The organism is Bacillus cereus group sp. RP29, assembly GCF_040459765.1.
Lineage (GTDB): Bacteria > Bacillota > Bacilli > Bacillales > Bacillaceae_G > Bacillus_A > Bacillus_A paranthracis.
Genome location: NZ_JARVHN010000001.1, coordinates 257365 through 281942, shown reverse-complemented (window position 1 = coordinate 281942; position 24578 = coordinate 257365). Strand labels below are relative to the sequence as shown.

Sequence of the window (24578 nt, the reverse complement as noted above, 5' to 3'; positions counted from 1 at the left end):
TTAAGGAAAAGTAGAAAGGTAGGTAAAATATGAGCATTGAAATATGGATTACTATTATTGTATTCTTCTTAACAATGATTGTTATCTTTTGGCGACCTCGTGGTTTAAATGAGGCGTGGCCGGCAGCAATTGGCGCTGGCATTATCCTGATTACTGGACTTGTATCAAAACCAGACGTCATGGACATTATTAGTAAAATTGGCGGTGCCTCCATAACAATATTAGCGACCATCGTTATGGCGGTTATATTAGAAAGCTTCGGCTTCTTCCACTGGTCCGCAGCGAAACTTGCAAACCTAGCAAAAGGCTCCGGGCGCCGCTTATACTGGTATATTCAATTATTATGTTTTCTTATGACTCTTTTATTTAATAACGACGGTAGTATTTTAATTACAACGCCAATTTTAATTCTTCTCCTAAAAAATCTTCAATTAAAACCGCATCAACAAATCCCTTATTTATTAAGCGGTGCTTTAATCGCTACTGCATCTAGTGCACCAATTGGTGTAAGTAATATCGTAAACTTAATCGCATTAAATATCGTGAATATGACTCTTTATATGCATACTGCTATGATGTTTGTACCTGCAACATTAGGACTATTGTTTATGTCATGGCTTATGTATACGGTTTTGAAGAAAAAACTTCCGAAAAAATTGCCTGTTTCTTCATATGATATTGAAGAAATATTCTTCACGAAAAACTTTCATCCGTTAAAAGGAAAAAATTCAGTTGATACGAAACAAAAACGGACAAGGTTCATGCTAAAAGTATTAGGCTTCGTCTTCCTTATGCGCTGTCTTCTATTCGTTGCATCCTTCTTATCCATCCCAATCGAGATTGTTGCCGTACTCGGTTCACTCGTTCTTCTTATTTGGAGATGGTACTACTTACGAACGAACCCTGTCGACATTTTGAAAAAGACACCTTGGCACATTTTGATTTTTGCTTTCTCTATGTATGTCATTATTTACGGGCTCCACAACGCAGGATTAACAGCAGCGCTTGTCCAATGGCTTGAACCAGTTGTAAGTCAACATCTGCTTTATGCTAGCTTTGCAATGGGTGGACTCGTTTCTCTCCTCTCCAATGTCTTCAATAATCACCCTGCACTTATGATTGGGACCATTACGTTAACAGAAATGGGATTAGATCCAGTCACATTAAAAACTATCTATCTCGCAAATATCATTGGTAGTGACATCGGTTCACTATTATTACCAATCGGTACGCTAGCTTCTCTCATTTGGATGTATATCCTGAAACAAAACAAAATTAAAGTAAAATGGAAAGACTATTTAAGTGTATCCCTTATCGTTATTCCACTCACAACAGTCGTTACATTATTCCTCTTATTCTACTGGGTACATCTCTTCTTCGCCTTATAAAGTGAAACTTTAATCAGCCCTAACTAATCGGGCTTTTACGGGCAGTTGCCCCCCACCTAACTTCTTTGCTTCCGCTGAATTTTGAGGCGGGGGTCTTACTGCCCACAAATAGCGGAATAAACAACAGAAGCCCGCTTTGCTACCGTCTTAGCAAAGCGGGCTTCTTCTATATTTAAGTTAGGTACTACAGTGTGATCAATCAAGTAAAGAGGTGTAACGTGTTATTGGTATAAATGACTACCTGTTTCTTTAAATTCTTTCGCTTTCTCTTTCATTCCTTTTTCAATTGCTTCTGTCGTTTCTAAATCATTTTCTTTTGCATATTCCCGAATATCATGTGAAATTCTCATACTACAAAACTTCGGTCCACACATGGAACAGAAATGAGCCGTTTTCGCACCTTCTGCTGGCAACGTTTCATCGTGATACTCCATCGCGCGTTCAGGATCTAAAGATAAATTAAATTGATCGCGCCAACGGAATTCAAAACGAGCTTTTGAAAGTGCATCATCACGCTGATGAGCCGTTTTGTGCCCTTTCGCCAGATCAGCTGCATGCGCAGCGATTTTGTACGTAATAACACCTTCGCGTACATCATCTTTATTCGGTAAACCTAAATGTTCTTTCGGCGTTACATAACAAAGCATCGCTGTTCCAAACCAGCCAATCATCGCAGCTCCAATTGCGGATGTAATATGGTCATAACCTGGTGCAATATCTGTCGTTAACGGTCCAAGTGTATAGAATGGTGCGCCCTGGCAAATATCAAGCTCTTTCTCCATATTTTCTTTAATTAAATGCATCGGTACATGCCCAGGCCCTTCAATCATAACTTGCACATCATGTTTCCAAGCAATCTTCGTTAATTCACCAAGTGTTTCAAGCTCAGAGAACTGCGCTTCGTCATTTGCATCTGCAATCGAACCTGGACGTAATCCATCTCCAAGAGAGAACGAAACATCATACTGCTTCATAATTTCACAAATCTCTTCAAAATGAGTGTATAGGAAGTTTTCTTTATGATGGTATAAACACCACTGCGCCATAATTGAACCACCGCGCGAAACGATACCTGTCGTACGCTTTGCAGTAATCGGAATGTAACGAAGTAATACGCCAGCGTGAATCGTAAAGTAATCTACGCCTTGCTCCGCTTGCTCAATTAACGTATCACGATACACTTCCCACGTTAAATCTTCTGCAATTCCGTTTACTTTTTCAAGCGCTTGATAGATCGGTACAGTTCCAACTGGTACAGGCGCATTACGAATAATCCACTCACGCGTCGTATGAATGTTTTTACCTGTAGATAAATCCATAATCGTATCTGCACCCCAGCGAGTAGCCCACGTCATCTTCTCTACTTCTTCTGCAATAGAAGAAGATACAGCAGAGTTTCCGATATTTGCATTCACCTTCACGTGGAAATTACGTCCAATAATCATCGGCTCTGCTTCGGGATGGTTAATATTCGCTGGTAAAATAGCGCGACCTTCCGCAATTTCCTTACGAACAAACTCAGGTTCTACCCCTTCACGAATCGCAACATATTCCATCTCAGACGTAATGATGCCATTACGTGCATAATGCATTTGCGTAACATTTGCACCTTGCTTCGCTCTAAGTGGTTTACGATCCATTTGCGGGAAAACAGGTGTATGTTTCGAAGCCACCTTCACACCGTCATCCTCTGGTTTCACTTCGCGCCCTTCGTATGCTTCTACATCATTACGCTCCAGTATCCAAGAGTGGCGTGGCGTTGGAATCCCCTTTTCCAGCTCCACTTTATACGCGGGATCCGTATAAGGACCGCTCGTATCATATACGCGAATTGGCGGATTCGGAACGCCGTTTGTATCACTTTGTTCAATCTCACGCATCGGCACCTTCATACCTTCTCGTGGTCCATCCACATACACTTTCTTACTTCCTGGTAAACTCGATTTCAATTCAATTTGCTCAGCTGAAACAGACTGTTTCATAACCTTTGTTGCCCCCCTGTACGTGACAAGGACGAGATATGGCCAGCGTATGCCAAAATAAAAAGAGCCAGGTCCATAAAAAAATAAGGACCTGGCTCATAAAGACATCATTATGTAAAGCCGTTAACTTCCCTACGCTGGTACGAGCCAGATCAGGTCCAAAGGGTTAAGAAGTTCACGCGCTTCTCTCTCAGCCTACGCATACGTTAGGCACCCCTAGTTTATCACTGATTTAATTTTCAATACTTTCTCATCATACACGATAATCTGAAAAATGCAAAGTTTATTTCTTTTGTTGTTTATGGAATCATCCACGTTAAATAATATGCCTGTACATACGTCATAATACCAACAATAATTACGAAGAATAAACTATGCTTCACTGTAAACCGGAATAAATCTGATTCTTTTCCAGCAAGTCCAACTGCTGCACAAGCAATGGCAATCGATTGCGGAGAAATCATTTTCCCGGTTACACCGCCCGTTGTATTCGCTGCAACGAGAAGTACTTCAGATACACCGACTTGCTGCGCTGTAATTGCTTGTAAATTTGAAAATAATGCATTCGCTGAAGTATCAGACCCTGTTAAGAATACACCAATCCATCCTAAGAATGGTGAGAAGAACGGGAATAGTCCGCCAGTTCCTGCTAGTGCTAACGCTAGTGTAGAAGATAGCCCAGAATAGTTTGCGATAAATGCAAATCCTAATACGAATCCAATAGATAGAATTGGCATTTTAAGTTCACTTAAAGTTTCTTTAAATGTTACCACTGCATCTTTTACACTCATTTTCAAAATAAACATGGAAATGAGACAAGCAATTAAAATTGCTGTTCCCGTTGCTGATAATACATCAAACTTCAAAATTGCCTCGTAAGGCGTCGCTTTATTTACAATAGGCTCTGCTTTCATTACTAAATTGTGCAAGCCTGGAATTTCAAACTTAAATACAAGGCTTTCTAACGCGCCTCCTGGAGCAAATAATGCTTTAAAGAAACTTTGACTCCAAATGACTACCATAACCGTTAATACGATAAATGGAGACCATGCCTTTACTACTTTTCCTAACGTTAATTTCGGCATCGATGCCGCTGTTGTTGCAGCTACTTCTCTATTTGCTTGCCCTGATTGATAAATTTCTTTTGGTTGCCATACTTTTAAGAACAGCGCTAAACTAACTAAACTTACAAGTGCCGACGTAATATCCGGAAGTTCTGGTCCTAAGAATGTCGCTGTTATGAACTGCGTAATTGCAAATGAGCTACCTGCTACAAGTAAAGCAGGCCACGTTTGTCTTACTCCTTTCAACCCGTCCATTAAAAATACGATAAAGAATGGAACAAATAATGATAAGAACGGTAATTGATGTCCAGCCATTTGTCCAATTTTATGTGGATCAATACCTGTTACTTGTCCAGCAACTGTAATCGGAATACCCATCGCTCCGAACGCTACTGGTGCTGTGTTTGCAATTAAACAAAGACCTGCCGCATATAAAGGATTTAGCCCAAGGCCTGCAAGAAGCGCTGCCGTAATCGCTACTGGTGCACCGAATCCCGCTGCCCCTTCTAAAAATGCTCCGAATGAAAAACCGATTAAAATAACGAGTAAACGATGGTCATTCGTAATGGATAATACAGATGCACGAATCACATCGAATTGACCTGTTTTCACAGATATTTTATATAAAAATACCGACATAATGATAATCCAAGCAATTGGCCATAGTCCGTATAAAAAACCATATCCAGTCGCTGCCATTGCCATCGTGAACGGCATCTTATAAGCGAATAATGCCACTAAAATTGTAAGTACAACTGTAATAAATCCTGCCACATACCCCTTCATGCGGAAAACTGCTAAAGCTAAGAAAAAAAAGATAATCGGAATAAGTGCGACCGCCGCCGAAATCCAAATGTTTCCGAACGGATCATAAACTTGTGTCCATGTGTTCATTGTTCTCTCCCCCTAAAGAATCCCCTTTTAAGTAGAATAACCTCATCAATAGACTATCAGGTCATCATACCTTTAAGTCTAAAAATAAAAAACGTTTAAGAAAACGTTTTCAATAACTTTCATTTATACTGTACCATAACAATTTCCATTTAAAAAGATTTTTTTGAAAATTTTATCATTTAACAAAAAAATCTTACAAAACCGTCATGTTCTTGTAATGTTCATCGATAGAAAGCTTGCCAAAACTATTGCATAATAATAGTATAACAACGGACATTATTTATGAGGTGATATATATGAATGGAAACAAAATATTAGCAGCTTTATCATACTTTAGTGTATTATTTGCCCCTATCTTATTCCCTATTATTGTGTGGATTGTAGGCGATGCTGAAACGAAACCACATGCAAAACGTGCTCTATGGACACACATTATCCCAAGTATCGCTACATTCATTGGCGTAACTATTTTAGGAATTATGGGTCTTGGATCTGATCAACCGGATGTAACACTGGGCATCGGTACAATGATTGTCTTATGTATTTGCGGAATCATTAGCTTATACTACTTCATTTGGAACATCGTGAAAGGTATTAAAGTACTGAAAGCTTAATCTCTTTTTAAACAAACGTTTGATTAAAAAGAAAAACCGTCCCAAAATACCTTTTTGGGACGGTTTTTTTATCTTCTGCGTTTCTTCTTTTTTCTCATCATTTTCTTGCGGCGCGTATTCACTTTATCCGCTATAATGTGAAGCGTGCTTGCCACAACAATTCCCATTACGAACGTTACAATTTCAACCTCATGTTCCTTCGCAATTTCTATTAAATTCCCGTCAAGCGCGATTACATTTAATAGGAATAAAAACGGAGAAAACACAATTAACATGTATGCAATACGAATCACATCACCAAGTATAATTGTGTGTGTAAAGAAGGAGCGATGCGGCATTACCTTCTTATACGGATACCAAAATATACGCAGGAATCCCCATTTATTATACGCATTACTATACGTATCTAAATCCGGTGTTAAAAATGTAGTACCTACTAAAAAGCCAATTGCAAAAGTTAATAAAAAATCAAAATTTGTTAGTCCATACGAAAAGAGCAGAAACAAAACAACCGGAAGGGATATTAAGTTTATTTTCGTATGCGTTCTTCCTGACGGCATAATGCACTTCCTCGCTTACGTTTGCCCTGTCACCATGTGACAGTTCTCACCTATTGATCTAATTTCTGATCGATAAAGGATGTGTCTATATCCGAACCAAACCATTCTGCCAACTTCACTCGTGCTTTATCTTTTACATCATCATCGACGTATAACGACGCTTGTAATAACGCAGCCATTAACGCCCCTAAATCATCCGTATAACCAATTCCAGCAACGAAATCTGGAATCGCATCAATCGGTGCAATAAAATAAGCAAGTGCCCCAATTACAATAATTTTCACTCGTTTTGGAACATCTGGTTTCTGCAAAACGTAAAACAGCAATAAACTTGCATAAATGACCGACTGTCCTGCCTGCTTTGCGACATGTTTTACCTTCTTCCAAAATGCTTCAACTGAAAATTTTTGCTCCATGTAAAAGCCTCCCTATTTTTTAAAAGAAATAAGCTACAATATGTTTTCAGTAAAAGTTCATCAAAATTACACATAATCTATCAATGAACTTTCATTGTAACAAACAAACCTAAAAAGAACAAGTGTTCGTTAATTTTTACATACTTCCCTTCATATAATAGGTTTCTAGATAACCACTTACCCATTGTCATTTCTTATTTCTCAACAAGAAATTTTTCACTTTCACTTAACATTCTGCTCTACCTTTGTTATATTTTCTAGTTGACGGACATATAAACGAATGTTAAAGTTTTCTCTGGTAGTGACAAATCTTATACAAAAAATGTAAAATGTTATAGTGTTTCTCAGAAATGAATTTTGTTGTATAATACAGAAATGACGTTATGCTTATGAGTAACACAAGAAACTAAAAGGGTATGCATAGTTATAGTCGTATATGGGTGAATATAGAACCTCTAATTATGGCCAAGAAAACTATGTATTTTTTATTTTAGCATTTTTCGCTCCAAAATCGACCAAGCCTGATAGAGAAAGGGTGGAAATGAATGAAAGAAACCTTGAAATCACAATTTCAAAATGTGCGTTTCACTGTATTCGTAGCTTTAGCCTTATGGTTGAAGACATATCTTATTACACGCACAAGCTTTGATTTAAAACTTGAATCTTTCATGCAAGAATTCATTTTATTCCTTAGCCCATTAGCAGCATCATTACTGCTTGTTGGTCTTGCATTATTTGCAAAAGGGAAAAAACGTAACTATATAGCACTTGGAATTAATTTTATTTTAACAATCGTTCTTGTTGGTAACGTAATGTTCTACGGATTCTACAATGACTTCGTTACTTTACCAGTACTAGGACAAACATCCAACTTCGGAAGTTTAGGTTCTAGTGTAAAAGAATTGTTTAACTACAAAATTATCCTTGCATTTGCTGATATTATCGTATTCTTCATTTTATTGAAGAAGATGAAGAATTTTGCACCGACAGAACGTGTAGCACGCCCAATGCGTTCCCTATACTTCGTGTCAACAATTGCTATTTTCTTCGCAAACTTAGGACTGGCAGAAGCTGAGCGTCCAGAACTATTAACACGTTCATTCGACCGTGTTATGCTTGTTAAAAACTTAGGTTTATATGTACATCAAGTGTATGATCTTGGCTTACAAGCAAAATCAAGTTCACAAAAAGCATTTGCTGACGGTAGTAAGTTACAGGAAACAGAGAACTACGTAAAAACAACGCAAAGCAAACCAGATCCAAATATGTTTGGTACTGCAAAAGGGAAGAACGTAATTGTTGTCTCTCTTGAGTCATTACAAACATTCTTAATTGGTGCAACAGTTAACGGACAAGAAGTTACACCATTCTTAAACCAATTTACGAAAGAAAGTTATTACTTTGATAACTTCTTCCATCAAACTGGGCAAGGAAAAACATCTGATGCTGAATTCTTAGTAGATACTTCAATGTATCCACTAGACCGTGGTGCTGTATTCTTCACACACGGTAACAACGAATATACAGCAACTCCAGAAATTTTACGCCAGCAAGGATACTACACTGCAGTATTCCACGCAAACAACGCAACATTCTGGAACCGTAACATTATGTATCCGGCACTTGGTTATGATCGTTACTACAACGAGCTTGACTACAAGATTACGCCAGAAACGAAATTAAACTGGGGATTAAAAGATATCGAATACTTTGATCAGTCAGTCGATATGTTAAAACAAGTGAAGCAACCGTTCTATACTCGCTTCCTTACTTTAACAAACCATTACCCGTTCACTTATGATGACAATACAAAATTAATTGATGAATACAATTCTGGTGATGGTGTATTTGACCGTTACATGGTAACAGCTCGCTACTTAGACGAAGCAATGAAACACTTTATTGAGCGTCTAAAAGCAGAAGGTATTTACGATAACTCAGTTATCGTATTCTACGGTGACCACTACGGTATTTCTGAAAACCATAACCGTGCAATGGCACAGTTCTTAGGAAAAGAAGAAATTACTGCATTTGACCATATGAACTTACAAAAAACACCGATGTTTATTCACGTTCCAGGTCAAAAAGAAGGTAAAACAATTTCAAAACCAACTGGTGAAATTGACATTAAACCAACTATTCTAAACTTACTTGGTGTAGACTCTACGAATGACGTTCGATTCGGTCATGACGTATTCTCACCTGATAATAAAGGCTTCGTTGTTCTTCGTGATGGTAGCTTCGTTACAGATAAGTACATGTACACGAACAGTACATTCTACGACCGCGCTACTGGCGAAGTTGTACAACTGCCAAAAGAGGAATCTCAACCACTTATTGATCGTGCCCAAAATGAATTGAACATGTCTGACAAAATCATTGAGGGTGACTTACTTCGCTTCTCTGAAAGCAACAAGATCAAAACTGGTGAAGTAAAGACAGCTATTAAAGAAGAAAAGAAGAGCGCTGAGTAATCTCAGCCTCTTTTTTTATATTTCTCCATACAATTACTTATATTCATTAACTTTAACATTACATAACCTTTACCAAATATTCATATAAAATTAATGAAGTATCTCTATAATAAAATATGTAAACGAGGTTCTATATATTTCTTATCTTTCATCTGTAATAAGATCCCTTAAAGAAATATGTGAATCGTTTATTTCTACTTTCTTATAATTGTCTTTCAATATGTTTTGTTTCCATACACAAAACATTCAATAAGACGATGTCCCTATGAAAGATAGCTACCCTCCTTGTGCAGCATTCCATAAGAATGTTGCTTTTTTTTATTTAAAAGCAGGATTCTTATTTCTTATTTTCGAATTTGTATATACGAAATGCTGTAAATCACTACCACTTCTCTACCATTTACAAATACATATACGTCATATGTAAAGAATTACTCACATAAAAATTAGTATTGTGACTTCTTTACTTACGAAAGGATGGGATCGAAATTGGCATATGAAAGATTTGTACTTTGGAATGATGCAGTTATTGATACAACGAAACAGAAAACGTACATAGACCTTGAAGAGAGAGGCTTGCAGTTTGGGGATGGTGTCTACGAGGTTATTCGTCTATATAAAGGGAACTTTCACTTATTAGATCCGCATATCACAAGATTATATCGCTCCATGGAAGAAATAGAATTAACACTCCCTTTCTCAAAAGCGGAACTGATTACCCTACTTTATAAACTAATCGAAAATAATAATTTCCACGAAGATGGAACGATTTATTTGCAAGTATCTCGTGGTGTACAAGCTCGTACCCATACGTTCTCATATGACGTCCCTCCAACAATCTATGCCTATATTACAAAGAAAGAAAGACCAGCGTTATGGATTGAATATGGTGTACGTGCCATATCAGAACCGGATACGCGTTGGCTACGCTGTGATATTAAATCATTAAATTTATTACCAAATATATTAGCTAATACGAAAGCGGAACGAAAAGGTTGTAAAGAGGCCCTTTTCGTACGAAATGGTACTGTAACTGAGGGAAGCCACTCTAACTTCTTTCTAATTAAAAACGGAACTCTTTACACACATCCAGCTAATCACCTTATTTTAAACGGCATTATTCGTCAATATGTCCTTTCTTTAGCGAAAACCCTTCGTATTCCAGTACAAGAAGAGCTTTTCAGCGTTCGTGATGTTTATCAAGCGGATGAATGCTTTTTTACAGGAACAACGATTGAAATTTTGCCGATGACTCATCTTGATGGAACCGCAATCCAAGATGGTCAAGTTGGCCCTATCACTAAAATGCTGCAACGATCATTTTCTCAGAGTTTGTTACAATCCAATATGTCATCTTCTTAAACACGAATAATTTCTATCCTTTCTACATTCAATATATGTATTTAAATGGAAATCAAGGTATAGATTTATGCCTTGATTTTTTCTTGTAATCTTTTTGTCATATTCAGATTCCCGCATAAGTCTTGACAGTAATCGACATGCTCTTTAGAATTTTTAACAGTTGGTAAATATTTCTTCACTACATTACAGACAGAAAGGAATCGACAAATTATGAAAAAATACCTTGCCGGTCTTGCGGCAGTGTCTGTAGCAGGAGGAGCAGCACCTACACTTGATAGTGTTCAAGCTGCCCCTGAACAAAATACACAAAAAGCTGCTACAACTGTCCAAGCTTCTGCATCAAACAGCTCATCTTATACGGTAAACGCTAGCGTATTACATGTTCGTGCAGGATCAAGTACTTCTCACGACATCATCTCGCGCGTTTATAACGGTCAATCATTAAACGTGATTGGCGAAGAAAATGGTTGGTTCAAAATTAACACGAATGGACAAACAGGCTTTGTTAGTGGCGAATTTGTATCAAAAAATGGTGCAAGCAATTCCAATGTAAGTACAACAGGCGGAAACAATAAAGTTACTGCTGATGTATTACGTGTACGTACTGCTCCTAACACTTCTAGTTCTGTTTCAGGACGTGTATATGCAGGACAAACATTAAACGTAATTGGCCAAGAAAATGGTTGGGTGAAAATCAACCATAATGGACAAGTTGGCTATGTAAGTGGCGAATTCGTATCTGGTGTTTCTGCTAATGCAGGTTCTTCAAACAACAATACGAATAATAATAACCAAGAATCTGTAAAACCAACAAGCGGAAACTATACAGTAAATGTATCTTCCCTTCGTGTTCGTACAGGTCCTAGCACTTCTCACACAACTGTAGGTTCTGTTACAAAAGGACAAGTCGTACAAGTTGTTGGCGAAGTTCAAGATTGGTTCAAAATCAATTATGCAGGACAAGCAGCTTACGTAAGTAAAGACTACGTAACAAAAGGTGGTTCTAGCGATAACGTTACACAAGGAAACAACCAAGATAACAAACAAGAACAAAATAATAATGTAACTGTTCAAACTGGCGGTACTTACGTTGTTAACGCAACATCTCTACGCGTACGTACAGGCCCTGCTACTTACCATAGCGTAATTGGTGGCGTATTAAATGGTACGACATTAAACGTAATTGGCTCTGAAGGTAGCTGGTTTAAAGTTAACTATCAAGGAAAAACAGGCTACGTTAGTAGCGAATTCATGAAATTCGTTAAAGGTGGCACTACTACTCCTGAGCAACCAAAACAACCTGAACAACCTAATCAAGGTGCAATTGGTGACTACTACATTAATGCTTCTGCCTTAAATGTACGTAGTGGTGAAGGTACAAATTATAGAATCATAGGCGCACTTCCACAAGGACAGAAGGTTCAAGTAATCTCTGAAAACTCTGGATGGAGCAAAATTAACTACAACGGTCAAACTGGTTATATCGGAACACGTTACCTTTCTAAAACACCAGTTGGCGGCGCAGTAGATAATAAGCCTAACAACAATCAAAATAACAATCAAAACAATAACAACAATACAGGTAATAATAGCGGCAACAGTTCTTCTATACTTGCATATGCAAAAGGAATGCAAGGCGTACCATACGTTTGGGGCGGAACTTCTGCTAACGGTGTGGACTGCAGTGGCTACATCTACCACGTATTTAAGAAATTTGGTCATAACATTAGCCGTCAAAGTGTTGCGGGATATTGGGGTAGCCTACCACAAACTTCAAATCCACAACCAGGCGACTTAATTTATTTCCAAAACACTTATAAATCGGGTCCTTCTCACATGGGTATTTACCTTGGGGGCGGATCATTTATCCAAGCTGGAGACAAAGGTGTAGCAATCGCTTCATTAAGCAATTCTTATTGGAGTAAGCACTTCTTAGGTTATACGAAAGCACCTTAAGTTATATTTTTAGAGCCTTCTAGATTACTAGAAGGCTCTTTTTAATGTGTATAACCTATTTCCCCCAAAAAATAATGTATCTATTTTCCTATTTCATACACTATATTCTACAATAATGATCCATAACGTTATCATAATGTATATTTTCACATAAAAAACATAACCTATTTCATGTCTAATCATTTTATATGTGTTTTTTTGAAGAATTTTCTTTTTATTTAAACTTTTCGTTAGACGTTTGACCTCTGATGTCCATTATGATAAGTTACTTAAGATGTTATATTTGCAGAAGTATAGACAACTGTTTTATACATTTTTTTACTATGAGGAAGGAGCATACACTGCATGAATCTTTTATGGGGAATTGGCGGCGTGATTGGAGTATTAGCAATCGCTTTCTTACTATCTTCCAACCGCAAAGCTATTAATTGGCGCACAATTTTAATCGCGCTAGCATTACAAATGTCATTTTCATTTATCGTATTACGATGGGATGCCGGAAAAGCAGGTTTAAAACACGCTGCAGATGGCGTTCAAGGATTAATTAATTTTTCTTACGAGGGAATTAAGTTCGTTGCTGGGGATTTAGTCAACGCAAAAGGACCTTGGGGATTTATCTTCGTTATTCAAGCACTACTTCCAATCGTATTTATTAGTTCATTAGTAGCAATCTTATATCATTTCGGTATTATGCAGAAATTTGTTAGTATCATTGGTGGCGGGTTAAGTAAACTTCTTGGAACTTCTAAAGCAGAAAGTTTAAACTCAGTAACAACTGTATTTTTAGGACAAACTGAAGCTCCAATCTTAATCAAACCTTACTTAGCACGTTTAACAAATAGTGAATTCTTCGCTATTATGGTAAGCGGTATGACAGCTGTTGCTGGATCAGTTCTTGTCGGCTATGCAGCAATGGGTATTCCGTTAGAACACTTATTAGCAGCAGCAATTATGGCAGCTCCATCAAGTCTATTAATTGCAAAACTAATTATGCCAGAAACAGAAAAAGTAGATAATAACGTTGAACTTTCTACAGAGCGTGAAGATGCAAACGTTATTGATGCAGCAGCACGTGGTGCATCAGAAGGTATGCAACTTGTTATTAACGTAGCAGCAATGTTAATGGCTTTCATCGCATTAATCGCTTTATTAAATGGCCTATTAGGATGGATTGGCTCTTGGTTCGATATTAAACTTAGCCTTGATTTAATCTTCGGTTACTTACTATCACCATTTGCAATTTTAATCGGGGTTTCTCCTGGTGAAGCCGTACAAGCAGCAAGCTTTATCGGTCAAAAACTTGCAATCAACGAATTCGTTGCATACGCAAACTTAGGACCACATATGGCAGAGTTCTCTGCAAAAACAAATCTAATTTTAACATTCGCAATCTGTGGATTCGCAAACTTCTCTTCTATCGCAATTCAATTAGGTGTAACAGGAACATTAGCTCCTACTCGCCGTAAACAAATTGCACAATTAGGGATTAAAGCAGTTATCGCTGGTACACTAGCTAACTTCTTAAACGCAGCAGTTGCAGGTATGATGTTCTTATAAAATAAAGCAAGTCCCCTCTTTCTAAAGAGGGGACTTTTTATTTTCTTAGTATATATTAAATACTTTATGCCGAAATATAAAAACATTATGATGCAATAATTATCAAGTCTGTTTATTTTTTCTTACAAAAGAGGGATACTACTTATTGTTGCTCTCTCAAAAAGAATATAGTCATCCGGTCTATTTCTTAATAATTGCGCATACTACAAGTATCCTTGTATGAATTATCTTTAAGGAGGAAAGTTTTGTGAAAGATAACTTCTATAAAGTCCTCTCTATGTGGATTTTACAAATTTTATTTTATTTTACAACTGTACATGTAACGCAATATGAGCATGCTCTCATTTTTACAATTATATATGTAATTGTTAATGTACTATTTCTATTTTTGCCTGATAAAACTGCATTTGTTTTCTTCATATTAGGAACCATTATTTCGGTATTCTACCTGTTCTACCAAGCATGGCTTTACTTATGGAGTACATCAGAACAATGGGAATACATTATTACTCACTTCCTAATGGCAGCAAATTTCTTCATTGTATATATCTCCACTCATCTATTAAAGAAGGTTATTCATGAAAATAAAGAATTAACCGAACTTGTGAGAACGTTAGAACAATACATCGGAGAATCGAAATTATTAACAAGACAAGAATTTGAGAGACGACAAGCATTATTAATCAATGCAATGAATCGTCGTAATGAAACAGGCGTTATGATTTATTTTGATTTCACTTCCTTTAGTAAATATACGAAGGAAAGTGTTATGGACCGTGTAGCTTCCTTATTAATTGAAACGGTAAGAGCTGACTTCGACCTTGTTGCTGAGTATGATAACAACACATTAGTCACTTTATTACAAAATACAAATGAAGCGGGTGCTGATATTGTAATGAACCGTCTACAGCCTAAAATGGAAAAATGGCTTGCAGATGAGGCTATTCAAGACATCAAGATTAAACGAGAACAAATCGCTACAAAAGGACCGAAGTTATTATGATGACACTCGTTATACTTCTTTTATTCCTTCTATTTTGCGTACTCGTTTTTTGGATCAGCATCACATTTTCAATTAAGTATGTACTTATTTTTACAGCCTTTCTATTCTCTGGCTTACTCGTTTACTATTCTTTCTTAACACTCGCAGTTTTAGTTCACCGAAGTAGGAAACAAAAAGATCGTACGCTAGAACATTACCCAAGCGTCGATATTTTAATACCAGCTCACAATGAAGGCGTCGTTATTAAGGATACTTTAGAGGCGATGGCAAAGATTGAATATCCAGGCAAACTAACTGTTTATTTATTAAACGATAACTCGCAAGATGAGACACCTGAAATTGGTGACGATTTTGACAAAGCTTATGCTCATATTCGTCACATTCGCGTTCCCCCTGGTGAACCAAAAGGAAAATCACGTGTATTAAACTATGGCCTTAGTATTTCAGATGGTGAATACTTCTGTGTTTATGATGCAGATAACCAGCCTGAACCACATGCATTGCGAATGCTTGTAGAACACGCTGAAACAACCGAGGATGCTGTTGGAGCTGTTGGGCATGTTCGTACTGTAAATGAAAAAAGAAACTGGCTAACACGAATGATTTCGTTAGAATTTCAAATCTTCCAGCTCCTTATGCAATCCGGACGCTGGTTACTATTCCAAACAGGTTCACTAACAGGAACAAACATGCTTCTTCGTCGCGCTGCATTAGAAGAGCTTGGCGGCTATGACCCTTATGCAATTGCTGAAGATGCTGAATTAACATTACGAATTACACAAAAAGGTTATCTCCTGCCAATCGTTCCAGAGTCAATTACATGGGAACAAGAACCTGAGCATTTAAAAATCCTTATTAAGCAGCGTACACGTTGGCTTCAAGGGAACTTGTACATTTTAGAAAAAATGTTTTCTTCATTAAGTTTCTTTAAAGGAAAACTGCTCGTCCATTCTTTACAACAAGTTTTAGTGTATGTTGTATTTTGGTTATTCTTAATCATTTCGAACGTTTGGTTTGTAATTGGGTTACTCGGGATATTCCAAATTCAATATAGCATTCCACTACTATTTATGTGGTATGTCGCATATGTTACATATGTTTCTCAATTATTTAGTGCCCAGAGTGTGGAACGAACCTTTACACCAACTAATATTTTTATTAGTGTGATCATGTACTTTACGTACGCACAGCTCTTTACGTACTTATTCATTCGTAGCTTAATTTTATACTTACGTGCAAAAAGCAAGAAACAAGTCATTGGCTGGGATAAAACTGTTCGATTCAAAAAAGATAAATAATAAAAATAAGCACAGAGCGCCGTATGCTCTGTGCTTATTTATTGCCGTATAAAATATATATCAGACAATACCCCTTAGCTGAAAGTAATTTCACGTCCATCCCCCAACGAACGATCGACCTTCATTTATATACGAAAAAGTGATTGCTATTTTTGTAGAACCAATTGCTTCTCTTGTTGCTCTTTACGCGTTTCAGTCTTAGGTTCCGTGCTTTCTTGGACACTACGATGTGCCACACGTTTCAAACAAATATGCTTCCACTTTCTTTCGTAACGTTTCATTATTCTAGATGTCCCCCTTGAATACGCTTTAAAACTATTTGAAATCGCTTACAGGAAATAATATAGCACATATATATAAACGTGACAACACATTTCCGACAATTTTTTGTCAAAAATATGAATAGAATCCGCCATATATCGAACATTGTCGAAATGTATCGATTTTTCTCCATATAAAAGGCATACTACTAATATATTGACACTCCCACGGCTAAAGCCGCAAGCTGACTAACGTCAGTGGGATTCTTGCTACCAAAGGCGACGTCTATTTCTAGTATCGCTGACGTGCAAGATTGCGGTGTGCCATCAACACTCCGTATCCAGTTCATCTAGTAGATACGGCACTCGTTCTATTACCAAACGAGTCAGATTTTGAGTTCTCAAATGTGTTTTAGCGTCTTGTACTTGACGACTCAATACATTTTACGGAGCAGAAGAATTTGTTACTCCAACCTCATATGTATTCTGTTTTCAGAGAACAAGATTGTTTTAGAGACTTTTACTTGTCTGTTATGAAAATTATACCATTTCAAATACTTGATGTGCAGAACATACTTTCGGTATTTTATCTGTACATCGCATTTGACCTCACTATCATCCCACCCCCTAAAGGGGGTACTATCGCACCGTAGTGGGCTTTCCTATTCGGAAAATCTGTAAAGTATTTTATTTCCCTTACTTGCAGTTCAAGTTCCTTCTATATAAAAAAGAGCTGATACATAATCAGCTCTTTTTCCTTCTATTATTTATGACGCTTCATACGCCCTTCTTTTTGTAACTCTTTAAATAATGCTGCCATCATAAAGAAAATAACGAAGACGAATGGGAATGCTGCAATGATAGCTGCCGTTTGTAAGGCCTCTAAGCCACCTACATATAATAAAATAGAAGCTAAGGCTGCTAAAACGATACCCCAGATCATTTTAATGCGGTTTGGCGGATTTAAACTACCATGTGTCGTTAACATTCCTAAAACGAATGTCGCTGAATCTGCAGATGTAATAAAGAATGTAGAAATAAGAAGAATAGCTAGAACAGATAAAGCCGATCCAAAGCTTCCCATCTGGTCAAACATAGCGAATAACCCTACTTCTGTTCCCATCTCTTTCACTTTTTCAAAAATATGTGCATCACCGAACAGCTCCATATGAATACCAGTTCCGCCGAAAACAGAGAACCAAAGGGCACCAATTACGGTCGGTACGAGTAACACACCGATAACAAACTCACGAATGGTACGTCCTCGTGAAACACGAGCAATAAATGTACCTACGAATGGTGACCATGCAATCCACCATGCCCAATAGAAAATTGTCCACGATTGAATCCATTGGTTTCCACCTTCATCTAATGGACTCAATCGGAAACTCATGCTTGGTAATTCCTGAATGTAAGCACCAATTGTTGAGGTGAAGTAATTCATAATAAAGTTTGTTGGACCTGCAAATAATACAATAATCATAAGTACAAATGCCAAAATAATATTCGTATTACTTAAATATTTAATTCCTTTATCAAGACCTGTTTGCGCAGATAACATAAATAACACTGTTACGATTGCAATAATAACTAACTGAGTCGTTAATGAATTCGGGATGGATGTTAAATAACTAACACCACCGGCAATTTGTTTTGCACCAAGACCTAATGATGTTGCCACGCCAAACACAGTCGCGAAAACAGCTAACACATCAAATAAATGAGCAATACGTCCATGGTCCCCGCCTTTAAATAACGGTCCTACTGTCGCACTAATTGTACTTGCTTTTCCTTTTCTAAAAGTAAAGTAAGCAATACAAAGCGCTACAAATGCATATAGTCCCCAAGGATGTAATCCCCAATGGAAAAATGAAAAACGCAGTGCAAGACGTGCACTTTCCTCAGTTGCACTCTCTCCAAACGGAGGTGCATACAAATGGTTTAATGGTTCCGCAACGCCCCAGAAGACTAAACCGATACCCATACCAGCACTAAATAACATAGCAAACCATGTCATATAACTATAATCAGGCTCGTCATCATCTTTACCTAAACGAATAGAACCGTATTTCGAAACAATTAAAAAGATAGACACACCTAAAATAATAGAAACAGAAATAATATAGAACCATCCAAACTTACTAACTAATGCAGTTTGAATTGCGGTTGTTACATTTCCTAGGCTACCTTTTCCCATAATAGATTCGGGAATAATCCCCCAAAGTGTAAATGCAATACATAATGTTAATGAAACGATGAATGTTTTTGTCAGTTTCCTCATCAAATCCCCCTTCGTAGGTTTCACTTTTGTAAATAACATAAATTCCGATATGTAAAATCGGATAGAAAACTATGATTTTTGTGGTGTTTTTCTTACTTTCACCTTCACCAATTCGAATTCTTATGGACAGCCTTACCTTCCGTATAACCTTTTTCACTCTGCAAGAGCTATAAGATCGAAATACTGCTGTCAAATTGTGCGAGAAAAATGCGGATGGGAATATATTTCCCCAAAAAAAGGTGTGTTACAGATGTAAAAAAGGGCATTTTTCTTCCTTGCAACCCTTTCTTTTTGTAACAATTATGCGGTTTTTTGCTAGTATATAGCACGTGTTTATAATTTCACAAATGAAATGTTTATGTTTATATAACTATATTACCCATAAAACGGTAAAATACTCAAGGAATGTAATCGTTTAGTAAACATCATGTAACACCCCTGTAATATTTTTATTTACGTCGAAAACAATATGTTGTATTAAATATTTTGAATATAAGTAGAAACCTACTAATCATATAGAATGAAAAACGCTTTCCTATATTTTTTGTTATATTACAGCATGTTAACGACTTATTACGAATGGTTTGTAATTGTGTGTTTTCCCCAAATCCGAAAAAATCTGTTGCTATAATGAGGACACGAAAACAAACGCAATGGAGGCTATCATGAAAAAATTAATTGGTATAGCAACAGCAGCAGTTTTTGGTCTTGGGATTTTCACATCATCTGCTAATGCAGAAACTGTTGTAACAACAGACGTACTAAATGTACGCGAAAACCCTACTACTGAATCAAAAGTTGTCGGTAAATTACTAAACGGTAATAAAATAGATGTTCAAAATACAGAGAACGGATGGTCAAAAATCACTTTAGATGGTAAAGACGCATTCGTAAGTGCAGAGTTCACTAAAAGCATCTACTACGTAACAGCTAACGTATTAAACGTACGTGCTGAAGCGAACACAAACTCAGAAATTCTTGGGACGCTTAAGAAAGATGATATGATTGAAACAACGAACCAAGTACAAAATGAGTGGTTACAATTCGAATATAACGGAAAAACAGCTTATGTTCACGTTCCTTTCTTAACAGGTACAGCACCTGTTATTGAGAAACAAGAACAACCTGCTCCTGCTAAAGCTGTAGCACCAGCTAAAGCACCTGCAGCACAAGCAAAACAAGCTGCTAAGCCTGTTGTAAAAGCTGCTGAAACTAGCACACCTTCTGGTGGTCGTGAGTTAACAGTTGTAGCTACAGCATATACAGCTCATCCGAGCGAAAACGGTGGCACATATGGCGGCCGTGTATTAACTGCAATGGGTCATGACTTAACAGCGAACCCAAACATGAAAATGATCGCTGTTGATCCGAAAGTAATCCCATTAGGATCTAAAGTATGGGTAGAAGGTTACGGAGAAGCTATCGCTGGAGATACTGGCGGTGCAATTAAAGGTAACCGTATCGACATCCTACTTGGATCAGATAGCGCTGCTCAAAAATGGGGCCGCAAAACTGTTAAAGTGAAAATTTTAAAATAACCAATGACTGCTGAAGCCAGTTCTCCTTGTTGAGAGCTGGCTTTTATTTTTTTATAATACATATAAGGAGGTTATATCCATGAATGTACAAGCAAAAGTAGACTGGATCGGTACACCAAAACCGTATATATATAAAGATGAAGTAACATATGACGCTACTTCTATTGATTTTTCACTCGCTGGCGACGACAATCGCTATAAATTAATTGTGCTCAAGTCTGAAGAAAATACACATTACAAATTTGTCCAATATGGAGTCAAACCCGGCTCACAAAAGCCATTCCCTATCGACATTCCATTCGAACAAAACATGTTACCAATCATAGAGCAAATATTACATGATCCGTATGTACAAGCGATATTAAAAGAGACGCGCTTCTAATCGAAAAAAGACTATCTCAATCATGAGATAGTCTTTTGCATTAATGAGTTGGACCAGATACTTCCTCTGATTTCAACGTATTATTCGCTCCAAGAGAATGGTACAATATCTTTCCATTTCCATTCACAGTAACGATATGATCATTATTAAAGCTTTTGAACTTCACAGAGCCATCACCGTAACGAATATGATACTCTTCATATGTCGTTACTTTATATTTCGTAGCACTTTGACGCTCTACATTACGAATTTCCATTGTTAATAAATCTTCTGTAATTCCTTTTTTGTGTAAATACTGTATATAATCACGGTCTTCCTTATACGATTTCCCGCTCTTATCATAATTATTTTCAATTAAGCTAAAATCATTTAATGAAATCGCACGTACATTATCATAAATATGATTTCGTACAAAGTCACCAACAGCCGAACTTGATGTTTCTTTTGGGAATTTTAAGTAATACGTGCTTTGGTCTCCAATTTTAACACTTTCAGATTTCATCACACCAAAATCAGTAGTTTTCTCTAAATGTACTTCTACTGTTTCATCTGTGGATACAGGACCAAGCTTATAACTTCCATAGCTTAATTTTCCACGTTTTTTTCCATTCACAAATACAGTTGCATCATTTTCATCAGAAGAAATGGTTACATAATTTCCTTCTAATGATAATGTCACATCCACTTTCGCCTCTTTTTCATCTGCCAAGTCCACTTCTTTTTCTGTTTCTAACTCAGTTAGTTCTGTCTTCGCTTTTGCCTTTACAACGTAAGAACCAGGGAAATATGGACCAACTTCTTTTGAAGTTTTATCACTCGATAACTCTGTCTCTTTCTTATCATTCACATATATTTCAGCGCTTTTCGCAGTTGTGCTTACATTCATATAATAAGATTTCATATTAAATTTATATTTCGGATATAAGAACCATTCTTTACCGTCTTCTATAATTTGACCATCTTTAAATGATGCTTTATCACTTGCTAGTTTTTGATCTACTGTCTCTCTTTGTAAATAAGATAGCAGTTCTTTATTATAAGAAGGATTTTCTTTTAAATAACGGATATATCCTTTAATATCGTCAACTTTCACTTTCAAACTCGGATCATCTACTTTTACAAACTCATCAATTGCATTCGCATCTTTCTTTTGGAATGCTTCAATCATAGCATTGACCTGCTTTTCTTTCGAAAACTTGCTTGCTCCAAATTTATACGCACCAAACAATATAGCAAAGATAACAACAAAGCCTATAAGTAACATTATATTTTTCTTACTTTTCACTGGCTTTATTTCTCGTTGTACTTCTGAACGAGAAGAAGTTGCCTGATCAGCAATTACATCTACCTTACTTCCACACTCGGAACAAAAGTTCAAATGATCTGCAACTTGTTTATTACATTTCCCACAAAACTTCAAATGGCTCTCCCCCTTATTTTTTCCCTAACTTCATACCGGCGAATGTTAATGCGTAAGAAAGAAGAAAACTACCTACTATTAAATACAGCGCGCTACTTTGAATAGAAAACAATGGACCGGAAATCCCAGCAAATTCTTTCATCACTTCTTTACTCCCTGAGGCCTCAACATGAATTTTGGCCAATCCATTTACACAAAGCATCATCACAGTATACACCACACTAAACACAGCGATAGTTACGTACATATTTTTCATCGGATATTGAGCCAATTTCATTCCAGCTCTAAATAGTAAAATACATGGTAATAAAATTAATAACCCCCACCAGTGCATATAGGAATTAAAGTCATCAATTTCTTTTACTCGTTGAAGATTAGCTCCGTTAGCAATTTCCAAATCTTTTAATGACGTACCATTTATTGATATTCCTGACGTATAAGATAAATGCAATGGCCCTTTTTCCATTGCGTATCTTCTCATTTCTCTATCCATATCTCCCCATTCAATTGCTGTTGGAGCAAAGTGAGCCATATTCCACATGTATGGTGTTGCTTCTAATGAAATGAATGTTTTATATGTTTTCTCTGGAAAATCAATTGGTCCCACTGACTTTGAACTGCTAAATAAAATTGTAATAAGTATAATACCAAATGTAATAAGCAATCCTTTTAATACAGTTACCACACTATAATAAATAGATGTTGCATATGGAATACTTCGACTTATAGAAGATAATAGACGGTGTGGCCCGGCTTGAATACACATACCAATAAAGGTAAATAATAAACCAAATATAATGCCATACAATAAACTACTAACATGTGAATAACCAATACTGATTGTCATCGTTTTATAGAATTGAGAAATTGTCGTAGAAGAACCTGCAATAAAGCTAACAATACACAAGAAAATTCCATATACGATACCGATGACACTCGATGTTAGTAACTTCTCACGCCAAATAGCAGAAGGGTTGCTTTTCTCTACAAAGAATCCAATTCCACCTAATATAAGTGCCGGAATTGCTAACAAGATGAACAATGGGAAATGAAGGATAAATGACATCGTATATGCTCCGCTCCCACTAACTTCAAGGCCTATTAAATGATACATTAAAATTAATGGTGCTATGCCAATGAAAGATTGATTAACAGTAGTCTCATTCAGCATACCGTCCATCTTTGTGAGCATCGTTCTCACTAGATCGTTAATCGCCGCATCGACAACTAAACTACCAATCCAACCGGCTATAAACATACATGCAATTGCAAGCCCACCACCAAGTAAACCCTTTTTCAAAGTGCTTCCAGATGGACTTACATGCAATTGTAAACCTTCGTCTGGTAATCTCGTTTTCATTTCTTTTTTTATAATACCTAATAAGGAATCCCCGCATTTCTCACAATATGTAGCGGTCCCTTTACTTTCCACTCCACAAGTTCGGCAATACTTTGAGTCTTTCGGTGCTAACATAACTTCACTTTCTACACTACCTGTACTTGATCCATCATGTGTACAATAATTCGCTACATCCGATTGTTCTAAACCACAAGTTTTACAATACATGTTCCTCACTCCTTACTTTGCTTCATACCACAAACTGGACAGAATGTAGCCTCTGTTGCAATTTGTTCACCACATGAAGTACATGATTCATTTTCATCATTTTTTGATTGAAGGAGTAACTCATTTTCTTTTCCACACTGTCCACAAAACTTATCATTTACTGATAAGGGACCGCCACAGCTACATTGCCCTTTCTGTCCTTGATTCTGTAAATTAGCTATTTGCTTACGCGTATTATAAATAGCTACATCCAGCTCTTGTACTGGTTCTATAATATTTTTTAACACATCTACTCGAACTTCATCATTGCGGAGTTGCATATAGGCCATTTGACCAAGTTCCAGCAAAATTTCCGTTTTCGCCTGTAGTTTCTCTTGCGTAATTTTCTTTAATTGCGCAACCTCTTGAGCTACTTGTAATTTCATCTTCCCTTGCTCGATTCCCTCTTGCAATTTGTTCATACCGCTACCAAACTTCGATTGTAAATCTGACAAAACCTAATCCCTCCATAAATATATAGTAATATACAAAATTAACATTTTATATATTACCATGATTTTCA

Annotated in this window: 19 protein-coding genes and 1 riboswitch; of the genes, 10 read left to right on the top strand and 9 right to left on the bottom strand. The window is 36.9% G+C overall.

What is annotated here, in order from left to right; translation table 11 throughout:
* The first annotated feature begins 29 nt into the window (after window positions 1-29).
* On the top strand, window positions 30-1388 hold the full coding sequence (locus tag QCI47_RS01370) for an arsenic transporter (RefSeq protein WP_000021134.1): 1359 nt from the start codon (window positions 30-32) through the stop codon (window positions 1386-1388).
* 221 nt (window positions 1389-1609) lie between these two features.
* Here QCI47_RS01370 and thiC read toward each other — a convergent pair whose 3' ends face one another.
* Complete coding sequence (gene thiC, locus QCI47_RS01365; protein ID WP_000814470.1) at window positions 1610-3370, bottom strand: phosphomethylpyrimidine synthase ThiC; 1761 nt, start codon at window positions 3368-3370, stop codon at window positions 1610-1612.
* Between the two features lie 112 nt (window positions 3371-3482).
* Window positions 3483-3598: riboswitch (TPP riboswitch) on the bottom strand.
* A gap of 71 nt (window positions 3599-3669) precedes the next feature.
* Window positions 3670-5328: an L-lactate permease gene (lldP, locus tag QCI47_RS01360; RefSeq protein ID WP_001099319.1), complete on the bottom strand. Its 1659-nt coding sequence runs from the start codon at window positions 5326-5328 to the stop codon at window positions 3670-3672.
* A 296-nt stretch (window positions 5329-5624) separates the two neighbouring features.
* Between lldP and QCI47_RS01355 the strand changes: the two genes are divergently transcribed.
* Window positions 5625-5942, top strand: a complete 318-nt coding sequence (locus tag QCI47_RS01355) for a magnetosome magnetite crystal formation protein family (RefSeq protein WP_001014100.1) — start codon at window positions 5625-5627, stop codon at window positions 5940-5942.
* A 68-nt stretch (window positions 5943-6010) separates the two neighbouring features.
* On the opposite strand, the gene QCI47_RS01350 is transcribed toward QCI47_RS01355, so the two are convergent.
* Together QCI47_RS01350 and QCI47_RS01345 are read right to left on the bottom strand one after the other, a co-directional pair.
* The gene (locus QCI47_RS01350; protein ID WP_001139070.1) at window positions 6011-6502 is read right to left on the bottom strand and encodes a metal-binding protein; all 492 of its coding nucleotides are present in this window, start codon (window positions 6500-6502) and stop codon (window positions 6011-6013) included.
* 50 nt (window positions 6503-6552) lie between these two features.
* A complete protein-coding gene (locus QCI47_RS01345; RefSeq protein ID WP_000435502.1) occupies window positions 6553-6918 on the bottom strand; it encodes a YkvA family protein in 366 nt (121 codons plus the stop codon).
* Between the two features lie 545 nt (window positions 6919-7463).
* On the opposite strand from QCI47_RS01345, the gene QCI47_RS01340 reads away from it, so the two are divergent.
* The 6 genes from QCI47_RS01340 to QCI47_RS01315 all read left to right on the top strand — a co-directional run bounded on the left by QCI47_RS01340 (window position 7464) and on the right by QCI47_RS01315 (window position 16568).
* Window positions 7464-9392 (top strand): LTA synthase family protein, encoded by a 1929-nt coding sequence (locus QCI47_RS01340; RefSeq protein ID WP_048553009.1) that lies wholly within the window; start codon window positions 7464-7466, stop codon window positions 9390-9392.
* A gap of 477 nt (window positions 9393-9869) precedes the next feature.
* Window positions 9870-10754, top strand: coding sequence for a D-amino-acid transaminase (locus QCI47_RS01335; protein WP_074543814.1), 885 nt, complete (start codon window positions 9870-9872; stop codon window positions 10752-10754).
* Window positions 10755-10964: 210 nt separating this feature from the next.
* On the top strand, window positions 10965-12710 hold the full coding sequence (locus QCI47_RS01330; protein ID WP_353811675.1) for a C40 family peptidase: 1746 nt from the start codon (window positions 10965-10967) through the stop codon (window positions 12708-12710).
* 345 nt (window positions 12711-13055) lie between these two features.
* On the top strand, window positions 13056-14267 hold the full coding sequence (locus QCI47_RS01325; RefSeq protein ID WP_001051012.1) for a NupC/NupG family nucleoside CNT transporter: 1212 nt from the start codon (window positions 13056-13058) through the stop codon (window positions 14265-14267).
* 247 nt (window positions 14268-14514) lie between these two features.
* Complete coding sequence (locus QCI47_RS01320; protein WP_353811674.1) at window positions 14515-15270, top strand: dGTP triphosphohydrolase; 756 nt, start codon at window positions 14515-14517, stop codon at window positions 15268-15270.
* Window positions 15267-16568, top strand: a complete 1302-nt coding sequence (locus QCI47_RS01315) for a glycosyltransferase family 2 protein (RefSeq protein WP_353811673.1) — start codon at window positions 15267-15269, stop codon at window positions 16566-16568. Before QCI47_RS01320 ends, QCI47_RS01315 begins: the two co-directional genes overlap by 4 nt.
* 146 nt (window positions 16569-16714) lie before the next feature.
* Here the strand turns inward: QCI47_RS01315 and QCI47_RS01310 are convergent, their stop codons facing one another.
* The gene (locus QCI47_RS01310) at window positions 16715-16849 is read right to left on the bottom strand and encodes a hypothetical protein (RefSeq protein WP_000833067.1); all 135 of its coding nucleotides are present in this window, start codon (window positions 16847-16849) and stop codon (window positions 16715-16717) included.
* Between the two features lie 742 nt (window positions 16850-17591).
* Complete coding sequence (gene opuD, locus QCI47_RS01305) at window positions 17592-19109, bottom strand: glycine betaine transporter OpuD (protein ID WP_309422447.1); 1518 nt, start codon at window positions 19107-19109, stop codon at window positions 17592-17594.
* A 665-nt stretch (window positions 19110-19774) separates the two neighbouring features.
* Between opuD and QCI47_RS01300 the strand changes: the two genes are divergently transcribed.
* Together QCI47_RS01300 and QCI47_RS01295 are read left to right on the top strand one after the other, a co-directional pair.
* Entirely contained in the window at window positions 19775-20647 is an 873-nt protein-coding gene (locus QCI47_RS01300; protein WP_071742102.1) for a cell wall-binding protein EntA, read from the top strand.
* A gap of 79 nt (window positions 20648-20726) precedes the next feature.
* A complete protein-coding gene (locus tag QCI47_RS01295; protein WP_001102524.1) occupies window positions 20727-21029 on the top strand; it encodes a DUF3910 family protein in 303 nt (100 codons plus the stop codon).
* A 40-nt stretch (window positions 21030-21069) separates the two neighbouring features.
* Here QCI47_RS01295 and QCI47_RS01290 read toward each other — a convergent pair whose 3' ends face one another.
* The 3 genes from QCI47_RS01290 to QCI47_RS01280 are packed head-to-tail and all read right to left on the bottom strand — an operon-like array spanning window position 21070 to window position 24510.
* Window positions 21070-22449 (bottom strand): zinc ribbon domain-containing protein, encoded by a 1380-nt coding sequence (locus tag QCI47_RS01290; protein WP_071742101.1) that lies wholly within the window; start codon window positions 22447-22449, stop codon window positions 21070-21072.
* A gap of 13 nt (window positions 22450-22462) precedes the next feature.
* Window positions 22463-24016, bottom strand: coding sequence for a hypothetical protein (locus QCI47_RS01285; protein ID WP_000271593.1), 1554 nt, complete (start codon window positions 24014-24016; stop codon window positions 22463-22465).
* A gap of 5 nt (window positions 24017-24021) precedes the next feature.
* Window positions 24022-24510, bottom strand: coding sequence for a zinc ribbon domain-containing protein (locus QCI47_RS01280; RefSeq protein WP_001281743.1), 489 nt, complete (start codon window positions 24508-24510; stop codon window positions 24022-24024).
* Window positions 24511-24578 lie beyond the last annotated feature (68 nt).